The organism is Collinsella stercoris DSM 13279 (assembly GCF_020735465.1).
GTDB lineage: Bacteria > Actinomycetota > Coriobacteriia > Coriobacteriales > Coriobacteriaceae > Collinsella > Collinsella stercoris.
On sequence record NZ_CP085935.1, the window covers coordinates 1,284,951 to 1,299,510 of the forward strand.

General features: G+C 63.1%; 12 protein-coding genes and 1 pseudogene. 2 read left to right on the top strand and 11 right to left on the bottom strand.

Annotated elements, in window-relative coordinates; all coding sequences use genetic code 11:
• Window positions 1-337: 337 nt before the first annotated feature.
• Window positions 338-2,320, bottom strand: a pseudogene (locus tag LK434_RS05525) (Sau3AI family type II restriction endonuclease); the annotation flags it as partial.
• A 204-nt stretch (window positions 2,321-2,524) separates the two neighbouring features.
• Between LK434_RS05525 and LK434_RS05530 the strand changes: the two are divergent.
• Window positions 2,525-3,055, top strand: coding sequence for a cysteine hydrolase family protein (locus LK434_RS05530; protein ID WP_040360525.1), 531 nt, complete (start codon window positions 2,525-2,527; stop codon window positions 3,053-3,055).
• Between the two features lie 137 nt (window positions 3,056-3,192).
• Here the strand turns inward: LK434_RS05530 and LK434_RS05535 are convergent, their stop codons facing one another.
• On the bottom strand, window positions 3,193-4,170 hold the full coding sequence (locus LK434_RS05535; RefSeq protein WP_227917656.1) for a hypothetical protein: 978 nt from the start codon (window positions 4,168-4,170) through the stop codon (window positions 3,193-3,195).
• Between the two features lie 631 nt (window positions 4,171-4,801).
• On the opposite strand from LK434_RS05535, the gene LK434_RS05540 reads away from it, so the two are divergent.
• On the top strand, window positions 4,802-5,362 hold the full coding sequence (locus LK434_RS05540; protein WP_040360524.1) for a ferritin family protein: 561 nt from the start codon (window positions 4,802-4,804) through the stop codon (window positions 5,360-5,362).
• 298 nt (window positions 5,363-5,660) lie between these two features.
• Here LK434_RS05540 and rlmH read toward each other — a convergent pair whose 3' ends face one another.
• The 9 genes from rlmH to LK434_RS05585 all read right to left on the bottom strand — a co-directional run bounded on the left by rlmH (window position 5,661) and on the right by LK434_RS05585 (window position 14,547).
• A complete protein-coding gene (gene rlmH, locus LK434_RS05545) occupies window positions 5,661-6,131 on the bottom strand; it encodes a 23S rRNA (pseudouridine(1915)-N(3))-methyltransferase RlmH (protein WP_006720210.1) in 471 nt (156 codons plus the stop codon).
• A 252-nt stretch (window positions 6,132-6,383) separates the two neighbouring features.
• The gene (locus LK434_RS05550; RefSeq protein WP_148334462.1) at window positions 6,384-8,135 is read right to left on the bottom strand and encodes an aminotransferase class I/II-fold pyridoxal phosphate-dependent enzyme; all 1,752 of its coding nucleotides are present in this window, start codon (window positions 8,133-8,135) and stop codon (window positions 6,384-6,386) included.
• Between the two features lie 201 nt (window positions 8,136-8,336).
• Window positions 8,337-8,711, bottom strand: a complete 375-nt coding sequence (locus tag LK434_RS05555) for a YbaN family protein (RefSeq protein ID WP_006720207.1) — start codon at window positions 8,709-8,711, stop codon at window positions 8,337-8,339.
• Window positions 8,708-9,250, bottom strand: a complete 543-nt coding sequence (locus LK434_RS05560; RefSeq protein ID WP_083784182.1) for an ABC transporter transmembrane domain-containing protein — start codon at window positions 9,248-9,250, stop codon at window positions 8,708-8,710. Before LK434_RS05560 ends, LK434_RS05555 begins: the two co-directional genes overlap by 4 nt.
• Window positions 9,251-9,298: 48 nt before the next feature.
• On the bottom strand, window positions 9,299-10,264 hold the full coding sequence (locus tag LK434_RS05565) for a helix-turn-helix domain-containing protein (RefSeq protein WP_040360523.1): 966 nt from the start codon (window positions 10,262-10,264) through the stop codon (window positions 9,299-9,301).
• 550 nt (window positions 10,265-10,814) lie between these two features.
• A complete protein-coding gene (locus tag LK434_RS05570) occupies window positions 10,815-11,660 on the bottom strand; it encodes a patatin-like phospholipase family protein (protein WP_006720204.1) in 846 nt (281 codons plus the stop codon).
• 126 nt (window positions 11,661-11,786) lie between these two features.
• Window positions 11,787-12,551 carry a ChbG/HpnK family deacetylase gene (locus LK434_RS05575; protein ID WP_006720203.1) on the bottom strand — a complete coding sequence of 255 codons (765 nt, stop codon included), beginning with the start codon at window positions 12,549-12,551 and terminating at the stop codon, window positions 11,787-11,789.
• 119 nt (window positions 12,552-12,670) lie between these two features.
• Window positions 12,671-13,504: a class I SAM-dependent methyltransferase gene (locus LK434_RS05580; RefSeq protein ID WP_006720202.1), complete on the bottom strand. Its 834-nt coding sequence runs from the start codon at window positions 13,502-13,504 to the stop codon at window positions 12,671-12,673.
• Window positions 13,501-14,547: a hypothetical protein gene (locus LK434_RS05585; RefSeq protein ID WP_006720201.1), complete on the bottom strand. Its 1,047-nt coding sequence runs from the start codon at window positions 14,545-14,547 to the stop codon at window positions 13,501-13,503. The genes LK434_RS05580 and LK434_RS05585 overlap by 4 nt, the downstream gene beginning before the upstream one ends.
• Window positions 14,548-14,560: the final 13 nt, after the last annotated feature.

Genomic DNA, 14,560 nt, shown 5'->3' on the forward strand with positions numbered 1-14,560 from the left:
GCCATTTGGCGAGCTTCTCCTCATCGACGTAGAACTCATCCGGAACCTCGCCGCTCGCGACGAGAACGTCGCCCAACACGGCGCGCGGGCCGTCATACGTCGCCTCGACCTTGGCCGTCACCACCTTGCACCCCTGCATCGCGCCCGCGTTTTGGAATGGCGAGGTCTTGCGGTCGACGCCGAAACGCTCCGTGTTCTCATAGGGATCCGCGAAGACGGAGAACGCCTCGCTGCCGCCAACCGCGCGCACAGGCAGAGCCGTCGCCATGACGCCAGACGTCAAGCGCCCCTCGAGGTCCCAGGGCTCGTCCGTTCTCTCTGCATAGATGTATACGCGGCGCCGCTTCTGCGGGAATCCATAGTCCGCCGCGTTCACGACGCGCCACTCGACCGCGTACCCCAGCGACGCGAAGCACGAAAGGATGATCGCGAAGTCCCTCCCGCGCTGCGAGGCAGGGCTCTTGAGCAGGCGGTCGACGTTTTCCAGAAGCACGTAGCGGGGCGTGTTCTTCAGACGCAAGAAGCGGTAGATCTCCCACCAGAGCACGCCCTTCTTGCCCTCGATGCCGCTGGCTTGCGACAGGGGTTTTGCCACGGAGTAGTCCTGGCAGGGAAATCCCCCCACGACCATGTCCACGTCCGGGATGTCGATCTTGCCCGCCTCATACGCGTCCAGCACCACATGGATGTCCTCGTTGACCACGGAACCGTAGCCGAAGCGCTCCTCGTAGCAACGCGCCGCGAACTGACGCGTCGGCGCGCCCTGCGGCTCCCACTGGTTTGCCCAGACGGTCACGAACGGGCCGGCAGCGGGCATGGAGAACTCGGGGCGATCCTCGTTGCTATAGCCCTCAAGGCCCAAGCGAAAGCCCCCGACGCCCGCGAATAGCTCTGCAACCCGAATCACGCTTCCACTCATCCTGCCCTGTTCCAGCCTTTCCTCCAGCGCCTCGTTGGTCGGGGCGCGCAAATCCCGCTTTACTCTATCGATCTCCGCGCCGATATAGCTCGCATTGAGCCAAAAGCATTTCTTTGTCTCGAACGATCCATAAGGCGTCGGTAGCACATCCGCCTTGTTCCTGCCGTGCGGGCGCACGTGGCAGCAGCGATTCTCGGTCGATCGCACGGAGCGCTCAGCGTGGCCCTCCCTCACCCGACGCCGCATCTCCTCATAACAACGCCTGGCCTCGAGCAGGTCGGCGTCGGGCATCTGCCAGAACATGACCTCGGCAAGCCTGAAGACGCCCTTCTCGCGCTCGTCCTCGCGATACACGACAAAGAGGTACTTTTGAGCCAGATAGCTCCGAAAGTCGCTCGAGTCGAACTCGCACGCCACCAGATTGCAGTAATCAAACGTCGGGAACGATATGGATTCCTTGAGCACGCCGTTGCGCTTGATGCGCATCGTCTTGGCCTTCACGCCCGCCTTCTCAAACTCTGCGATGCGCGAGTCTTCGTCCACGCCCAGAATGTGCTTCGTGATGAGCGCGCAGAGATTCTTGGGCTTGCGCGAACCCTCCCACGAATAACCGCACACCTGTGCAAGCTCGTCTTCCGTGAGGCCGATGTACGGTTCGAAACGCCTGCGCACCAATGACAGCAGGTCGAGCCCGCGGTCCTTGCCATCCCTGCGAATCGCCTGCACCTCGATCATCCCGTTGAGCGCCGTCGTCATATATGAGGGCTTGATCGCCCATGCGCGAGGTTTTGCGGGCACGCTCGAGTACGGTTGCTCGGTGCGCTTCGATGCATTGGCCGCTTTTGTCGCCGCCTCGAGATACAGCGTGTCAGATCCCGACAGTTCGTGGGCCTTTCCCCGGCGGATCTTGCTGACGACGGTGTCCCAGTCCTTTTTGAACGTGGGCACGTCCTCTTCGGGGATGCCCCACAACTCGACCAGCCTCACGAGGTAATCCACAGGGTTCAGCTCTTTGTCGTACTGGTAGGCGATCAGCAGGATCCTCTGCAGCTTCTTTTGCAGCGAGCTGGTCTCCCATGTCTCGTCAACGACACTCATGTAGTTGATCATGCTGATGACCAGGCGCTCTTTTGCCGAAAGGCTGCCATCTTTTAGCTGCTTGAGGGGCGTGGTCTTGAGCTCCGTACTAACCTCGGCGAAATCGGCATTCGGGTCGCTGTTGATCTCGTAGTGGAAGAAATACTGCTCGACGGCGTTGCCAAATGACCCGCGCCGCCGATGCGGGTCGTCGACGTGCTCCAGGCCCGGACACTCCTCCCTCAGCGTATGGCCCTCAAGCTGCTTTGCGTACGCGAGGATCGACTCGATGGAGGAGTTGTCGTATTCGAGAATCGCGCCCATGACCGCCACCTTTAAGAACGCCTGTTCGATCGCTGTATTGTATCGATCGAACAGGCGTTCTTCAAAGGACGGACCGCCGACACGGCGCTCACGAAAAGCTGCGCTCACGTACAATTGGGCATGAACCGTCACGACACGCCAACCGCGCCCCCCCGCGTCGAGGCGCCCTCAGCCCAAAAGCCTCTCAAGCAAAGGAGCCCCACCATGCCCAACTCCTACCTCATCGTCATCGACATGCAAAACGACTTCATCGACGGGGCGCTCGGCACCCCCGAGGCGCAGGCAATCGTCGAGGCCGTCGTTGAGCGCGCCCGCGCATTCGAGGGCTGCGTCGTCTTCACCCGCGATACGCATGGCCCCAACTACGCCGCCACGCAGGAGGGACGCAACCTGCCCGTTCCCCACTGCATCAAGGGCACTCAGGGCTGGGAGCTCGCACCCGCGCTCGATGAGCTCCAAAGGTTGCTCGATGCCCCGGTCTTCGACAAGCCCTCGTTCGGCTCGCTCGACCTCGCCCGCTGGCTCGTCGCGCAAAACAACGCCGCGCCCATCGACTCCATCGAACTCTGCGGCCTGTGCACCGACATCTGCGTGGTCAGCAACGCCCTCACCATCAAGGCGCACCTGCCGGAGGTGCCGCTCATCGTGAACCCCGCCCTCTGTGCCGGCGTCACCCCCGCCGCGCACGACGCCGCGATCGCCACCATGGCGTGCTGCCAGGTGCAAATCCTGTAACCGGGCTCGGGCCTCGTCTTGCGGCGGCTTTTCGCCCCGATGACCCGCTGGAGACAGGCCCCATGCCCACGCACGGGCCTCACCCCGCGCCGCCCTTCGCGAGCTCGCGATTGGCGGCGTTCTTGTATTTTGGCCAGCTACCGTGCCAACGCCGCAGCGTACCGTTTGAATGCGGGGATGAGCTGCATGCGCAGTACATTGCGACGAGCATCGAAACTGCCACTGCGGATTCTCAGCCGAATGCCCATCGCACGTGCAACGTCCGCGACGAGCTGATTGTACAGATGCTCTTGGACAATGTCCTCGTACCACACGTTCAATATGGTCCAACCTGAGCCGACCAGCTTATTCTGCCTGCGGTCATCGCGACCGGCCTGCTCGATTGCATGGAACTTGCGGCCCTTGTACTCGAGACCGACCTTATGACCGGGGAATGCAACGTCCACATAGCGGTCCCCGTCGGCAGTTGAGACGCGATGGTTGAGCGAGACAGGCCCGAGGGCATAGCCACCGAGTCGCCGCGGCCAGGTAAGCAATGCGCAAAGAACGGATTCCATGGGCGAGTTGGAGCCGTCACCGACCAGCACAAGCGCCTCACGGGCCCGGACGACCCCCGGCGCTCCGGGCATCGCATCCAACACGCGGGTGATCTGCTCGACGGAAGTCAGAGGCTTCGCCGTGTTGGTAAGACCATCCCATGAGTCATCAAGGAGGTAGGTTCCGCACAGCTCGAGGCCGATCATCGCCAGCTCCTCGACGGTGCGCTGCCGCTTCTTGTGCAGGTCCACTGTTGCAAGATGCAGAAATGTCAGAGCCGGGCTCGTCACTAAAACATCCCTATTCACGTAGATAAGCGAACGAGGTGGCAACTCCGCCGCGCTGCGGTGGCACACGATGTCGTCGCGGCTACGGGCGCCCGACTCTTTGGACACCAGGATATGCACGGGGCGCGTTTTCACACCCAAACGCTCCATGTCGTCCGCAAACATCGCTTTTGGCGATATGCCGCAGCCATCCAGCTTTTGCGTGCGCGGCCTATCCAAAAACTCCGGCGCTAATCGCCCGCTCGATCGCATAAATTCGAGCGCTGACTCTCCAAAAATGCATACGCTCATGACCGTCGCCCCCTCGGCCCGATACGTTTTGCTCAGTGTGGTCAAAATACCCCGATTGTGCGCCGAGCAATCAGTGGCGCAGTCACGTTTGCCCAGGATTGGCCAAACCGATTCCGCCAACCACGCGTCGTGGCACCCATTGCTTCCAGCCGCCATCGACAAAACCCCAGGATTGCTCTGCGCGAGAAAATATGCACGAGTGTTTTGATTCCGCTTTCAGCGCACAATCAGGGTATTTTGACCAGTTTCTCGGAAACGCATATTTTGTGACCCCCTTTCTGAGGGATTGAGCGCTTTTTCGCGCGCCACGTTGCCGCTGCAGAACCACCCGCCGCCACCCCTCCCTGAGCGCCAAGACAAAAGCAGGGGCACAATCAGCGCTTGACCTGCCCGTACGAGCTGCCTGGACGCCCCATCTGCCCCGTCAACACGTCGATCGCCATTCCATAGCCATCGTCGCAAGGCCTTGAACTGCACGTTCGTTCATTTGTGAACTATTCGAGAATGAATCCTAATATGTTTTCGTTTTAGGCTCATATGAGTCCGGGAGTGTGACATAATGCAGTTGTCCAAGCGCGAGCCTACTCAAGGGTTCGCCCGCGCAATCGCCTGTGTTCAAAGGAGAACAAACATGAAGTTCGTTTGCCCCGTTTGCGGTTACGTTGAGGAGTTCGACGGCGAGGAGCTGCCCGCCGATTTCAAGTGCCCCCAGTGCGGCGTCTCCGGTGACCGCTTCACCAAGGTCGAGGAGGGCAAAATGACCTGGGCCGCCGAGCACATCGTGGGCGTTGCTCACGAGGAGGGCGTCTCCGAGGACATCATCGCCGACCTGCGCGCCAACTTCGAGGGCGAGTGCTCTGAGGTCGGTATGTACCTGGCCATGGCCCGCGTTGCCCACCGCGAGGGCTACCCGGAGATCGGTCTCTACTGGGAGAAGGCTGCTTACGAGGAGGCCGAGCACGCTTCCAAGTTCGCCGAGCTCCTGGGCGAGGTCGTGACCACCTCCACCAAGAAGAACCTCGAGATGCGCGTTGAGGCCGAGAACGGCGCCACCGCCGGCAAGTTCGATCTGGCCAAGCGCGCCAAGGCCGCCGGCCTGGACGCCATCCACGACACCGTGCACGAGATGGCTCGCGACGAGGCCCGTCACGGCAAGGCCTTCGCCGGCCTGCTCCAGCGCTACTTCGGCTAATTCCCCGGTTTAGCCTCGCGCACAGCGTATACGGCAAGCGCCGGCCTCCTTGGAGGCCGGCGCTTTTTCTTTAGGGCTGCACACACGGACGCCGCTTTATGTGGGCGCCGCCGCATGCAGACGCAGCCTTGTGCGGGCACCGCCGTGTGCGGGCACCGCCGTGTGCGGGCGCAGCCGTGTGCGGGCGCAGCCGTTTGCAGCCGCAGCCGCTCACAGGCACTACCGTTTGCGGCCGACGCCACATGCGAGCGTTGCTGCGTGCGGGCACCGTCGTTTGAGAGCACCGCATCGACGAGCGCTACTTGTGGTACGGCTCGCCGCGCATGATCTTGAAGGCGCGGTACACCTGCTCAAGCAGCACCACGCGCGCCAAGTTGTGCGGCAACGTGATACGCCCGAACGAGAGCCGCTCGTCGGCGCGAGCGCGCACCTCGGGCGAGACCCCGCACGACCCGCCAATCACGAACGTGATCGAGCTCTCCCCTCGCAGCATGAGGTCGTCCAGATGCGCCGCGATCTCCTCGCTCGAACGCTCCTTGCCCCCGATATCGAGCAGCACCACATGTGAGCGCTCGGGGATCGCTGCCAGGATGCCCTTGCCCTCGAACTCTCGGCCCGCCTCCTCGCCGCCGGACTTCGCCGGGTCGCGATCCGCGACCTCGACCATCTTGACGGTCGCATACGCACCCAGGCGCTTTACGTACTCCGCGCAGGCGTCCGCCCAGAATCGCTCCTTGAGCTTACCCACCGCGACCACGGTGATTTTCATCTGATGTCCCCTTGTCCCGCGGCTCAGGCCTTACCGAGCGGCACACCCGCAAACACAGCCGGAGCCGCAATTCAAATACCCTAAAGCTCTCCTTGCACCATGACCCTCAAGCTTCCTTGCGCTATGGATGCCGCCGCCGGCGAACATGGCCAATGCCCTCATGGGCAGTCGATGCCATATCCCGACGACGCCCGCCTCGGCAACCAACACCCGTTACCACAGCGACATGCTTCAAGGAGGCCGCCAGCGCCCCTACGCCTGGCGATAGGTCTCAAAGAACTCAGCCAGATCTTCCATCGCCTCGCGCAGCACACCCATGCGCGGGAGATACACGATGCGGAAGTGATCAGGCTCGGGCCAGTTGAAGCCGCCGCCGCGGGTGATGAGAATGCCCTTCTGGTGCAGCAGGTCGAGGGCGAACTGCTCGTCGTCGTGAATGTTGAACTTCTTCACGTCCATCTTCGGGAAGATGTAGAACGCCGCCTTGGGCTTGACCGCCGTAATGCCGTCGATCGCGTTCAGCGCCTCGTACACGTAGTTGCGCTGCTCGTACACGCGGCCGCCGGGCGCCACGTAATCCTTGACAGACTGGTGCCCGCCCAGCGCGGTTTGCACGATGGACTGCGCCGGCACATTGGAACACAGGCGCATGTTAGAGAGCATGTTCACGCCGAGCATGAAGTCGCTGCCGAGGCGCTTGTTGCCCGACACGACCATCCACCCGATGCGGTAGCCGGCGATCATGTGGCTCTTGGACAGCCCAGAGAACGTGACGCAGAACAGGTCGGGCGCCAGGCTCGCAATGGAAACGTGCTCGGCGTCGTCCATGCACAGGCGATCGTAGATCTCATCGGCGAAGATCATGAGCTGGTGCCTGCGTGCGATCTCGACGATCCCCTCGAGGACGTCCTTGGAATAGACCGCACCCGTGGGGTTGTTGGGGTTGATGATGACGAGCGCCTTGGTACGCGGCGTGATCTTGAACTCCATGTCGGCGAGGTCGGGGTTCCAGTCTGCCTGCTCGTCGCAGAGATAATGGACCGGCGTGCCGCCCGCGAGCGTGGCACAGGCGGTCCACAGCGGATAGTCGGGCGCGGGGATGAGGATCTCGTCGCCGGTGTCGAGCAGGGCCTGCATGCACAGGTTGATGAGCTCGGACACGCCATTGCCCGTGTAAATGCCGTCCATGCTCACGTTGGGCAGGCCCTTGAGCTGCGCGTACTGCATAATCGCTTTGCGTGCGGAGAACAAACCGCGGCTGTCGGAGTAGCCCTCGCAGTCGGGAAGCTGTTCGCGCATATCCTGGATGACCTCGACAGGAGTGCGAAAGCCAAACGGTGCAGGGTTGCCAATGTTGAGCTTGAGAATGTGAGCGCCCTCGGATTCGAGACGCGCGGCCTCGTCGACCACGGGACCGCGAACATCATAGAGAACGTTGTCGAGCTTGGAAGACTTGCTGAAGGTGCGGATGGCGTCGGACATGATAATCCCTTCGGGGTGCGAGCTGGCCGAGTTGACGGAGTTGGTGTTCTTGTCGAGGCGGCTCATGTGGATGCGGGGCTCGGGAGCGGCGGCAGGCCGCGCCTCGGCTCGCCCGGGGGGATCGGGAATGGAGATTGCGGAAGAACCTGCCGGGATGACGGTCGGGAAGGATCCCATCGGCTCTGCGTCAAGCCCGGTCAGCTCTGCAGCGGACTCTGTCGCCGCAGCGGCGGACGACGCAGCGCTCACGGCGCTCACAGCGGGCGTGCCCTCCCCCATCAGGAAGCTAGGTTCAATTTCCAAAATATCGGACAGCAGCTGCACAACCGCGCGGCGCGGCAAGGTTTTGCCGCTCACGTACTGGCTCACTTGGCTCTTTCCGAGCTTGGCCCCTCGCTGGCTCGCCATCCGAATCAAGTCGGCCTGCTTGAGCCCTCGACGGTCCATGCCCTCACGCAAGTGCTGCGCGAACGATTTCGCCGTGGCAGGCGAATCGACAGATATGCGCTTTTTCTCAGCCATCGGCACTCCCAACATATCCATTGAACTTATAGTTCAATTTCTGGGAGTTTACCATATGAGTTCAATTCTAAGTTCAATTAGTTCAATTTAAACGAAAGCAACGCCCCGCACGGCATCGGTGCCACGCAGGGCGCGAGGCGCGGCGCCCGCGCAGCCCGGCAATCCAACAGGGCTCGCCCCCACTCCGGATGAAGCGCTGCCCTATGCGCGGCGCTCCTTCACGCCGAGCGTGAAATAGGCGAGGTGGAACACCCAAACGCACACGAGGATGATGCGCCCGACGGGCACCTGATGCATCAGGGCAAAGCCAATCGACATCAGCACCGTCACCACCGCCATGAGGCGCACCTTCGCCGCGCGCGTCATGCCTTGACCCGACACGTGGCCCTCAAGATTCTCCTTGTACAGCTTGGCCCCCAAAAACCACTGGCCGAGGCGTTCCGAAGCCCGAGCGAAGCAAAACGCCACCAACAGTAGAAATGGAAACGCCGGCAACAGGGGAAGCACAGCGCCGACGGCGCCCAGAGCCAGAGCAAGGCACCCACACGTCGCATACGCGCATCGTCTCAAGTTCATTGGGCATACTCCTCGGCATTGGGCAGATGGTGGTGCCAGCCCGCCTTGTTCTCCAAAAACGTATCGCCCAGCTCGGTGTACTGGCCCCAATACCTGCTCAACAGTTTTTTCGCCCACGTCTGCACCGCAGCAATCGACACGGGGATAAGCGGCACGCACACGAGTAGGACAAGTGCCGCGCGCAGGCTCGCGGTGGAAAGGACCGCGAAAAGCGTGAGTGGAGCGAGCATCGCGTAGAACAGCTGGAGTAGGTACGCCGCGAAATAAGTCTCGAGCTGCTCCACGCCTTCAACGGCGACTTGCACGACCTCGGAGGTCGCCGCGGTCTGCCGGTACGTCGCCCCAAGGCGCAGGAGCTTCTCGTAGAGTTGGGTGCGCAGCGTGCGCTTGACGGCGCGCGAGGAACGCACGGCGAGCAGTGATGCTCCGAGTGAACAATGCGTCGCGCTTATACCTCTGCACGGCGGCGGCCCCTGTCGATATGAAAAACGCTCCGATCCGAAGAATCGGATCGGAGCGTTTTCATGCAAGCATCTCACACTGTGCCCACTCTGCCGTCAGACAAGCGGCTATGCGGGCCGATGCGATTAGTAGCGGCTACCACCGCGACGATCACCGTAGCCACCACGGCCACCACGGTCGTCACGAGAACCGTACCCACCGCGGCCGCCACGGTCGCCGTACCCACCGCGGGCGTTGCGATCGTTGAACTTGCGATCGCGGTCGCGATCGCCGAAGCCGCCGCGGCCACCGCGGTCGTCACGACCACCACGGCCACCGCGGTCACCGAAGTCGCGACGAGGGCCGCGATCGCCAAAGTCCTTGCGGGGACCACGGTCGCCACCACGGCCGCCGAAGCCACCGCGACCGCCACGGTCACCGCCGCGGCCGCCGAAGTCCTTGCGGGGACCACGGTCGCCACCGCGAGCACCAAAACCGCCACGGCCACCGCGGTCATCGTTGTCCAGACCCATCTCGGTGAGCGGGCCGATGAGCTTGTCCATGAGGGCCACGATGTCCTCAGCGTCAAGCTGAGAGAGCTGGGGGATGAGTTTCTTGCGCTTGCCGCCCAGAGAAGCGGCAATCTCCTCGGCGTTCTCATTCGCGGAGACGAGGATAGCGCGCATGTCCTCTTCCTCGGGCATGACGCGGGTCACAGCACCGGCCTCCTCGGCCTCGCGCAGAATGCCGTCGAGCTCACGCAGACGCATGCCCAGCAGGTCGGACATCTCCTTCTGCTCCATCTGGGGCTTGAGCTCAAGGAGCTTGAGGGCGCGCATCAGCTCGCTGGCGCGGGCGGCGTCGGCCTCAGCCTCACGGCCCATGGCGAACTTACGGTTGCGCAGCAGGCGAGCGGCCTTCTGCACCTTGTCGAACAGCTGGTCGTCGAGGGAGAGCTCCTCGACGGCCTCCTCGGCGTCGGCGTCCTCGGCCGCGGCAGCGGTCCCGGCCTCGTCGTCGACGGCCTCCTCGACCTCGGCAACCTCGGTGGCCTCGACGGCCACAGTGGCTTCGTCCATGATCTCGTTCTCGTTCTCGATGTTCTCGGACATTGCGTCCTCCTTCTGCGCCCGCAGGCGCGCTATCGGGGGCTGATCGCCCCGGTGCCACTCACGTCTTTCAAAAATGTCTGGCACCATCTCCACGCCTTCCGGCGTCTCATGCGACACGCTCCATCTGAGCCTCGAATGCCGCCGTGAACCAGTGTACGCGCCGCAGCCTTGATTCCCGCGTGCACATTTAGTAACACACAGGTTCCGCATTCGCTCCGTTTGTGAACAAGCACTGCCCCCTCCGCGATGGCACCGACGCTCCGAGACGAAGCAGGGCTAAAACGGATCTGCCGCCCTCCGAAACGGCACGGCAGCGCACCCAAGTCAGCACCGGAGCCCTCCAAGACGGCACCGCGCGTGTAATGTCGAAAAAATCGCGATAGTAGCGCTTCAATTTCGACATCACACGCGCGGAACTTCAGCGTTCGGGTTCACCGTCGCAGGCCATGCATGCCCTGCGGCAACGTCAGGTGTTCGGACCCGCCATCTCGCCCGTGCACGCCTCATACCAGCGTCGGCACTCGGGGTCGTCATCACGCCCGCGCACGCCTCACGCAAGATAGCGCTCGAGCGCCGGAAGATGCGCTTCGCCGTCGCGCCTGCCCACCTGGTACACGCGCTCGAGCTCCTCGGGCTCCTTCGTCACCAGCGGCACCTGAACCGACTCGCTCGGGCGGATGACGAACAGGTGCCCCTCGCGCTCGAGCTCAGCCACCTCGTCGAGCTGCGCGTTGTAACGCTCGTGGCGATTTGCCAGCAGCTCGATGAGCCTAGGGTACTTGCGCAAGGTCAGACGCAAGATGGGCATGAGGCCGTTTGGCTCCTTGCGAAAACCCGCCGGCTGCGTGAGAATCGCCACATTGCGGTCGTATCCGTGGCGAACCATCCACATCGCGGGGATGGAGTTCGCGATGCCACCGTCGAGCAGGATGTGCCCGTCGAGGCGGACGGGACTTGCCAGCATGGGCACGGATGCCGAGGCGCGGATCCAGTCGAGGTCCTCCTCATCACCGCGCTCGATGTCATGGTAGATGGCCTCCCCCGTCACGATGTCCGTGCACACCGCCGTGAACCGCATGGGGTTCGCCCGCAGCGCCTCGGTGTCGAAGGGATCCAGCTCGATGGGAACCGTGCGATAGGCGAAATCGACGCTATAGAGGTCGCCCGTGCGCAGCAAATTGCGCATGCTGGCGTAACGTGGATCGGCGCAGAATCGCTTGTTGTAGCGGATTGCGCGACCGACCTGCCGTGACTTGATGTTCACGCCGAACGCGGCGCCGGCCGACACACCCACCGCATGGTCGAACTCGATCCCGTGCTCCATAAAGACGTCAAGGACGCCAGCCGTGTACAGGCCGCGCATGCCGCCGCCCTCAAGTACCAATCCCGCCGTCATCTGCGCCTCACCCCTCCTCGTATCACGTCTCTTTCGACAGGCAATTCTACGCCCATCGCGAAAAAGGGGGCGAGCGCGTTTTCGCACTCGTCCCCTCCGGCTGGGCCGCTTTCCGGGCAGGAAACCCTACAGGTCGCGATAATCGATGAGCTCGAGATCGTCCCGGCCCTCCAGCCACGCACGGAGCTCGGGGTCGATCAACGCATCGACCTCCTTGGTGCGATCCTCGGTAAGCGACGAGTGCGTGAGGATGTAGTGGTCGAGATACCCCGGATGGCAAACGAACACGGCCGTCTCGCTGTCCTTCATCTCCTCGACCGTCTCGCGGATGGCGGCGGCGGGATCGTAACCCGGCATCTGGGAACGCATGACCATACGCATGGGAGTATCCCCGCAGGTAACCACAGCGGCTGGGTCGAACGAGGGGACCTGGCACTTGTAGCCATGCTCGCGTGCAACATGGGCGATGGCCGCGTTGAGGTTGTCTGAGAGCACCGCATGCGCCTCGAAATATTCCGGCTCGCGCCCGACGATCTCGATGAACCGCTCGAGCTGCGCCTCGATCTCGATGACCGCCTCGTCGAAGTCGACGAAATCGATGCCCTCCTTGTACTTGGCGCGGTATTCACGGCTGCTTTTGAACTCCCCGTTCGTCTGAAGGAGGCTCGGGATGAGCGCCGGGTCGGCGCAGGGCTTTCCCAGGCAGACATTGGTATGCTGACCCACCGCGATATCGCAGTCGGCGATAAGGCCCCAGCCGCTCTGCGCCTCGGGCATGTTCGGCATCACGCCCACCGAGCGCACGAGGCCCTCGCGGACACTGCGCTCGATGCCCAGGTCGACGGCGTAGGAATAGCCCACATCATCGGCGCGAATAAGCAGGTATTTCATGGAGATCTCCTCTCGTCCGCCAATTGGCGAAACGCTGCACCTGAAGGCCCTCGTCCTCGAGCCCCCTGTCGCTCGGGCACTACTATCCTCGAGCCCCTGTCGCTCGGCATCACCGCCCGTCAGCGGGGCGGGACGATGCAGTCGTAGCGCACGGCCTTGCCTGCGATGGAATGACTGGGCTTGACGCCCGCGAGATGCGGGCCTTTGATCGGGCGTTTGACGACGATCTTGCGCGGGTGGGCAGCCAGGGCGGCCCGCAGCAGGGCGTCTTCATCCAACGGGTCCGTCGGGCGCTCGAGGCCGTGGATGAGCTGGAACTTCTTCTTGACCGCTGCGCTTTTCGTGCGACCGGGAAACATGGGGTCGAGATAAACCACATCGGGTCGCGCGCCCGAATCCGCACCTGCGGGGCCGGCGGTAAACGATGCCAGTACATCGCGGCTGTCGCCCTCCACTAAATGCATACGCGCGACGATGGAGGCGAACGCGGGATCGAGGGCAGCGCGCTCGAGCGCATCCGCCAGTAGCGCGGCGATCACCGGGTCCGCCTCGCACAAAGTCACATCGAACCCGGAGGCGGCGAGCAGGAACCCGTCCTCCCCCAAACCGGCGGTCGCGTCCACGGCGCGCGGACGGTCAACGCCCTTGACGCGCGCCGCCTTCACCAGCATCTCCCGTTGCAGGGCCCCCTGCTTGACGCGGGGCAGCAGCTCCGCGAAATCCGGTCTGAGCTCCATGCCGTCGCGGGCAAGGACAAGACCCTCCCCCGTGACCCTGAGATGCAGAGCGCCGGGCTCGGGCTTGTCGACCAGCGATGCGTCCAGATGCGCCGCAAGGGTCTCCGCCTCATCGCGGCACGCGTCGTCCTCACACAAGACAACAAGCGCCGGAGCCTCTATACAGCGCCCCTTCACCTCAGATTGGCGTCTGTCCCCTTTCTGAGGTTTTGTCATACGCGGTCCCCGCCCTTGAACGCGCCGAACGCGCGACGACGTACCTTGCGCGGGCTGAGCGCGGAGGCTGTCGCGGGAATGTCGATGTTCACTCCCAGCAAGATCTTGGCGATCCAAAAGTAGAACAGCAGCACAAGAATCGGAATCAGGCACGAGGTCACAAGCATAACCGCCAGCGACTCGATGAACTGGTTGAGCGACTCCTGCGCGCCCTCGGCGGCACTCGCAATGCCACCCGTCACCGTGTCGATAGCGTCTTGGAAGAAGCCCAGAATACCACCCTCGTTTTGCTTATCATCGCTCTTCTCCGCCTCGGCCGCTCCCTCTGCCAGCACCTCCGCAGACTCAATCGACTCTTGCATCGATGCCTGGTACGTTGCGTCGATGCGGTTGGTCACCCACGAGCTCGTGGGTATCGCCAACAGCAGCACGGCTCCGAGCACCGCCAGCTTTGCGCTCACGCCGAGGGAAATCTTCACCCAAGGGCTCCTACCCCACTGCCACACCACGACGATGCCGAGCAGTGCCGCGATGGGAAACGCGAGCCCCAGCGCCGCCGCGCTGAAAATGGTGATGAGGTATTTCTCGAGGAAGAGGGCGGCGAGCACGATAAGGAACCCCGTACTGAGGTCCATGAGCTTGTCGGCGATAGGCGAGCCCGCGTCGCCGGGGATGGCGGAGATGAGGGCCGAGGCGCCTGCCGATCCCGCCGTGAGCGTGAGCACATTGTCGATCTTCTCATCAATGGTTGCGATCACGTCCGCGTGCGCCTCCGGCGACGAGAAATGCGGCAAAAGGACGAGCCAGGAGATGAGCACGGCGACGATGAGCCCCGCCGTGATGACCCAACGCGTGCGGCAGGACATCCCGGCACCCGGGAGCATCACAGCGCCCAAAGAGGCATCGGGGTCCGGGGACATCGCGGCCCGACCCCCGCCGAAGGGATATCCCTCGCCAAGATCTTCTTCGACCTCGACACACTCATGCGCGTCCAACTCGCGCGTGCGGTCGCGGCTCGCATCGCGACGATCAAGCTCGTTCATATGCGCCTCGCAA

Bases quoted from the DNA above. Each gene is read 5' to 3' on its own strand.
- LK434_RS05530 (WP_040360525.1), top strand. From the start codon at position 2,525: ATGCCCAACTCCTACCTCATCGTCATCGACATGCAAAACGACTTCATC.
- LK434_RS05535 (WP_227917656.1), bottom strand. From the start codon at position 4,170: ATGAGCGTATGCATTTTTGGAGAGTCAGCGCTCGAATTTATGCGATCG.
- LK434_RS05540 (WP_040360524.1), top strand. From the start codon at position 4,802: ATGAAGTTCGTTTGCCCCGTTTGCGGTTACGTTGAGGAGTTCGACGGC.
- rlmH (WP_006720210.1), bottom strand. From the start codon at position 6,131: ATGAAAATCACCGTGGTCGCGGTGGGTAAGCTCAAGGAGCGATTCTGG.
- LK434_RS05550 (WP_148334462.1), bottom strand. From the start codon at position 8,135: ATGGCTGAGAAAAAGCGCATATCTGTCGATTCGCCTGCCACGGCGAAA.
- LK434_RS05555 (WP_006720207.1), bottom strand. From the start codon at position 8,711: ATGAACTTGAGACGATGCGCGTATGCGACGTGTGGGTGCCTTGCTCTG.
- LK434_RS05565 (WP_040360523.1), bottom strand. From the start codon at position 10,264: ATGTCCGAGAACATCGAGAACGAGAACGAGATCATGGACGAAGCCACT.
- LK434_RS05570 (WP_006720204.1), bottom strand. From the start codon at position 11,660: ATGACGGCGGGATTGGTACTTGAGGGCGGCGGCATGCGCGGCCTGTAC.
- LK434_RS05575 (WP_006720203.1), bottom strand. From the start codon at position 12,551: ATGAAATACCTGCTTATTCGCGCCGATGATGTGGGCTATTCCTACGCC.
- LK434_RS05580 (WP_006720202.1), bottom strand. From the start codon at position 13,504: ATGACAAAACCTCAGAAAGGGGACAGACGCCAATCTGAGGTGAAGGGG.
- LK434_RS05585 (WP_006720201.1), bottom strand. From the start codon at position 14,547: ATGAACGAGCTTGATCGTCGCGATGCGAGCCGCGACCGCACGCGCGAG.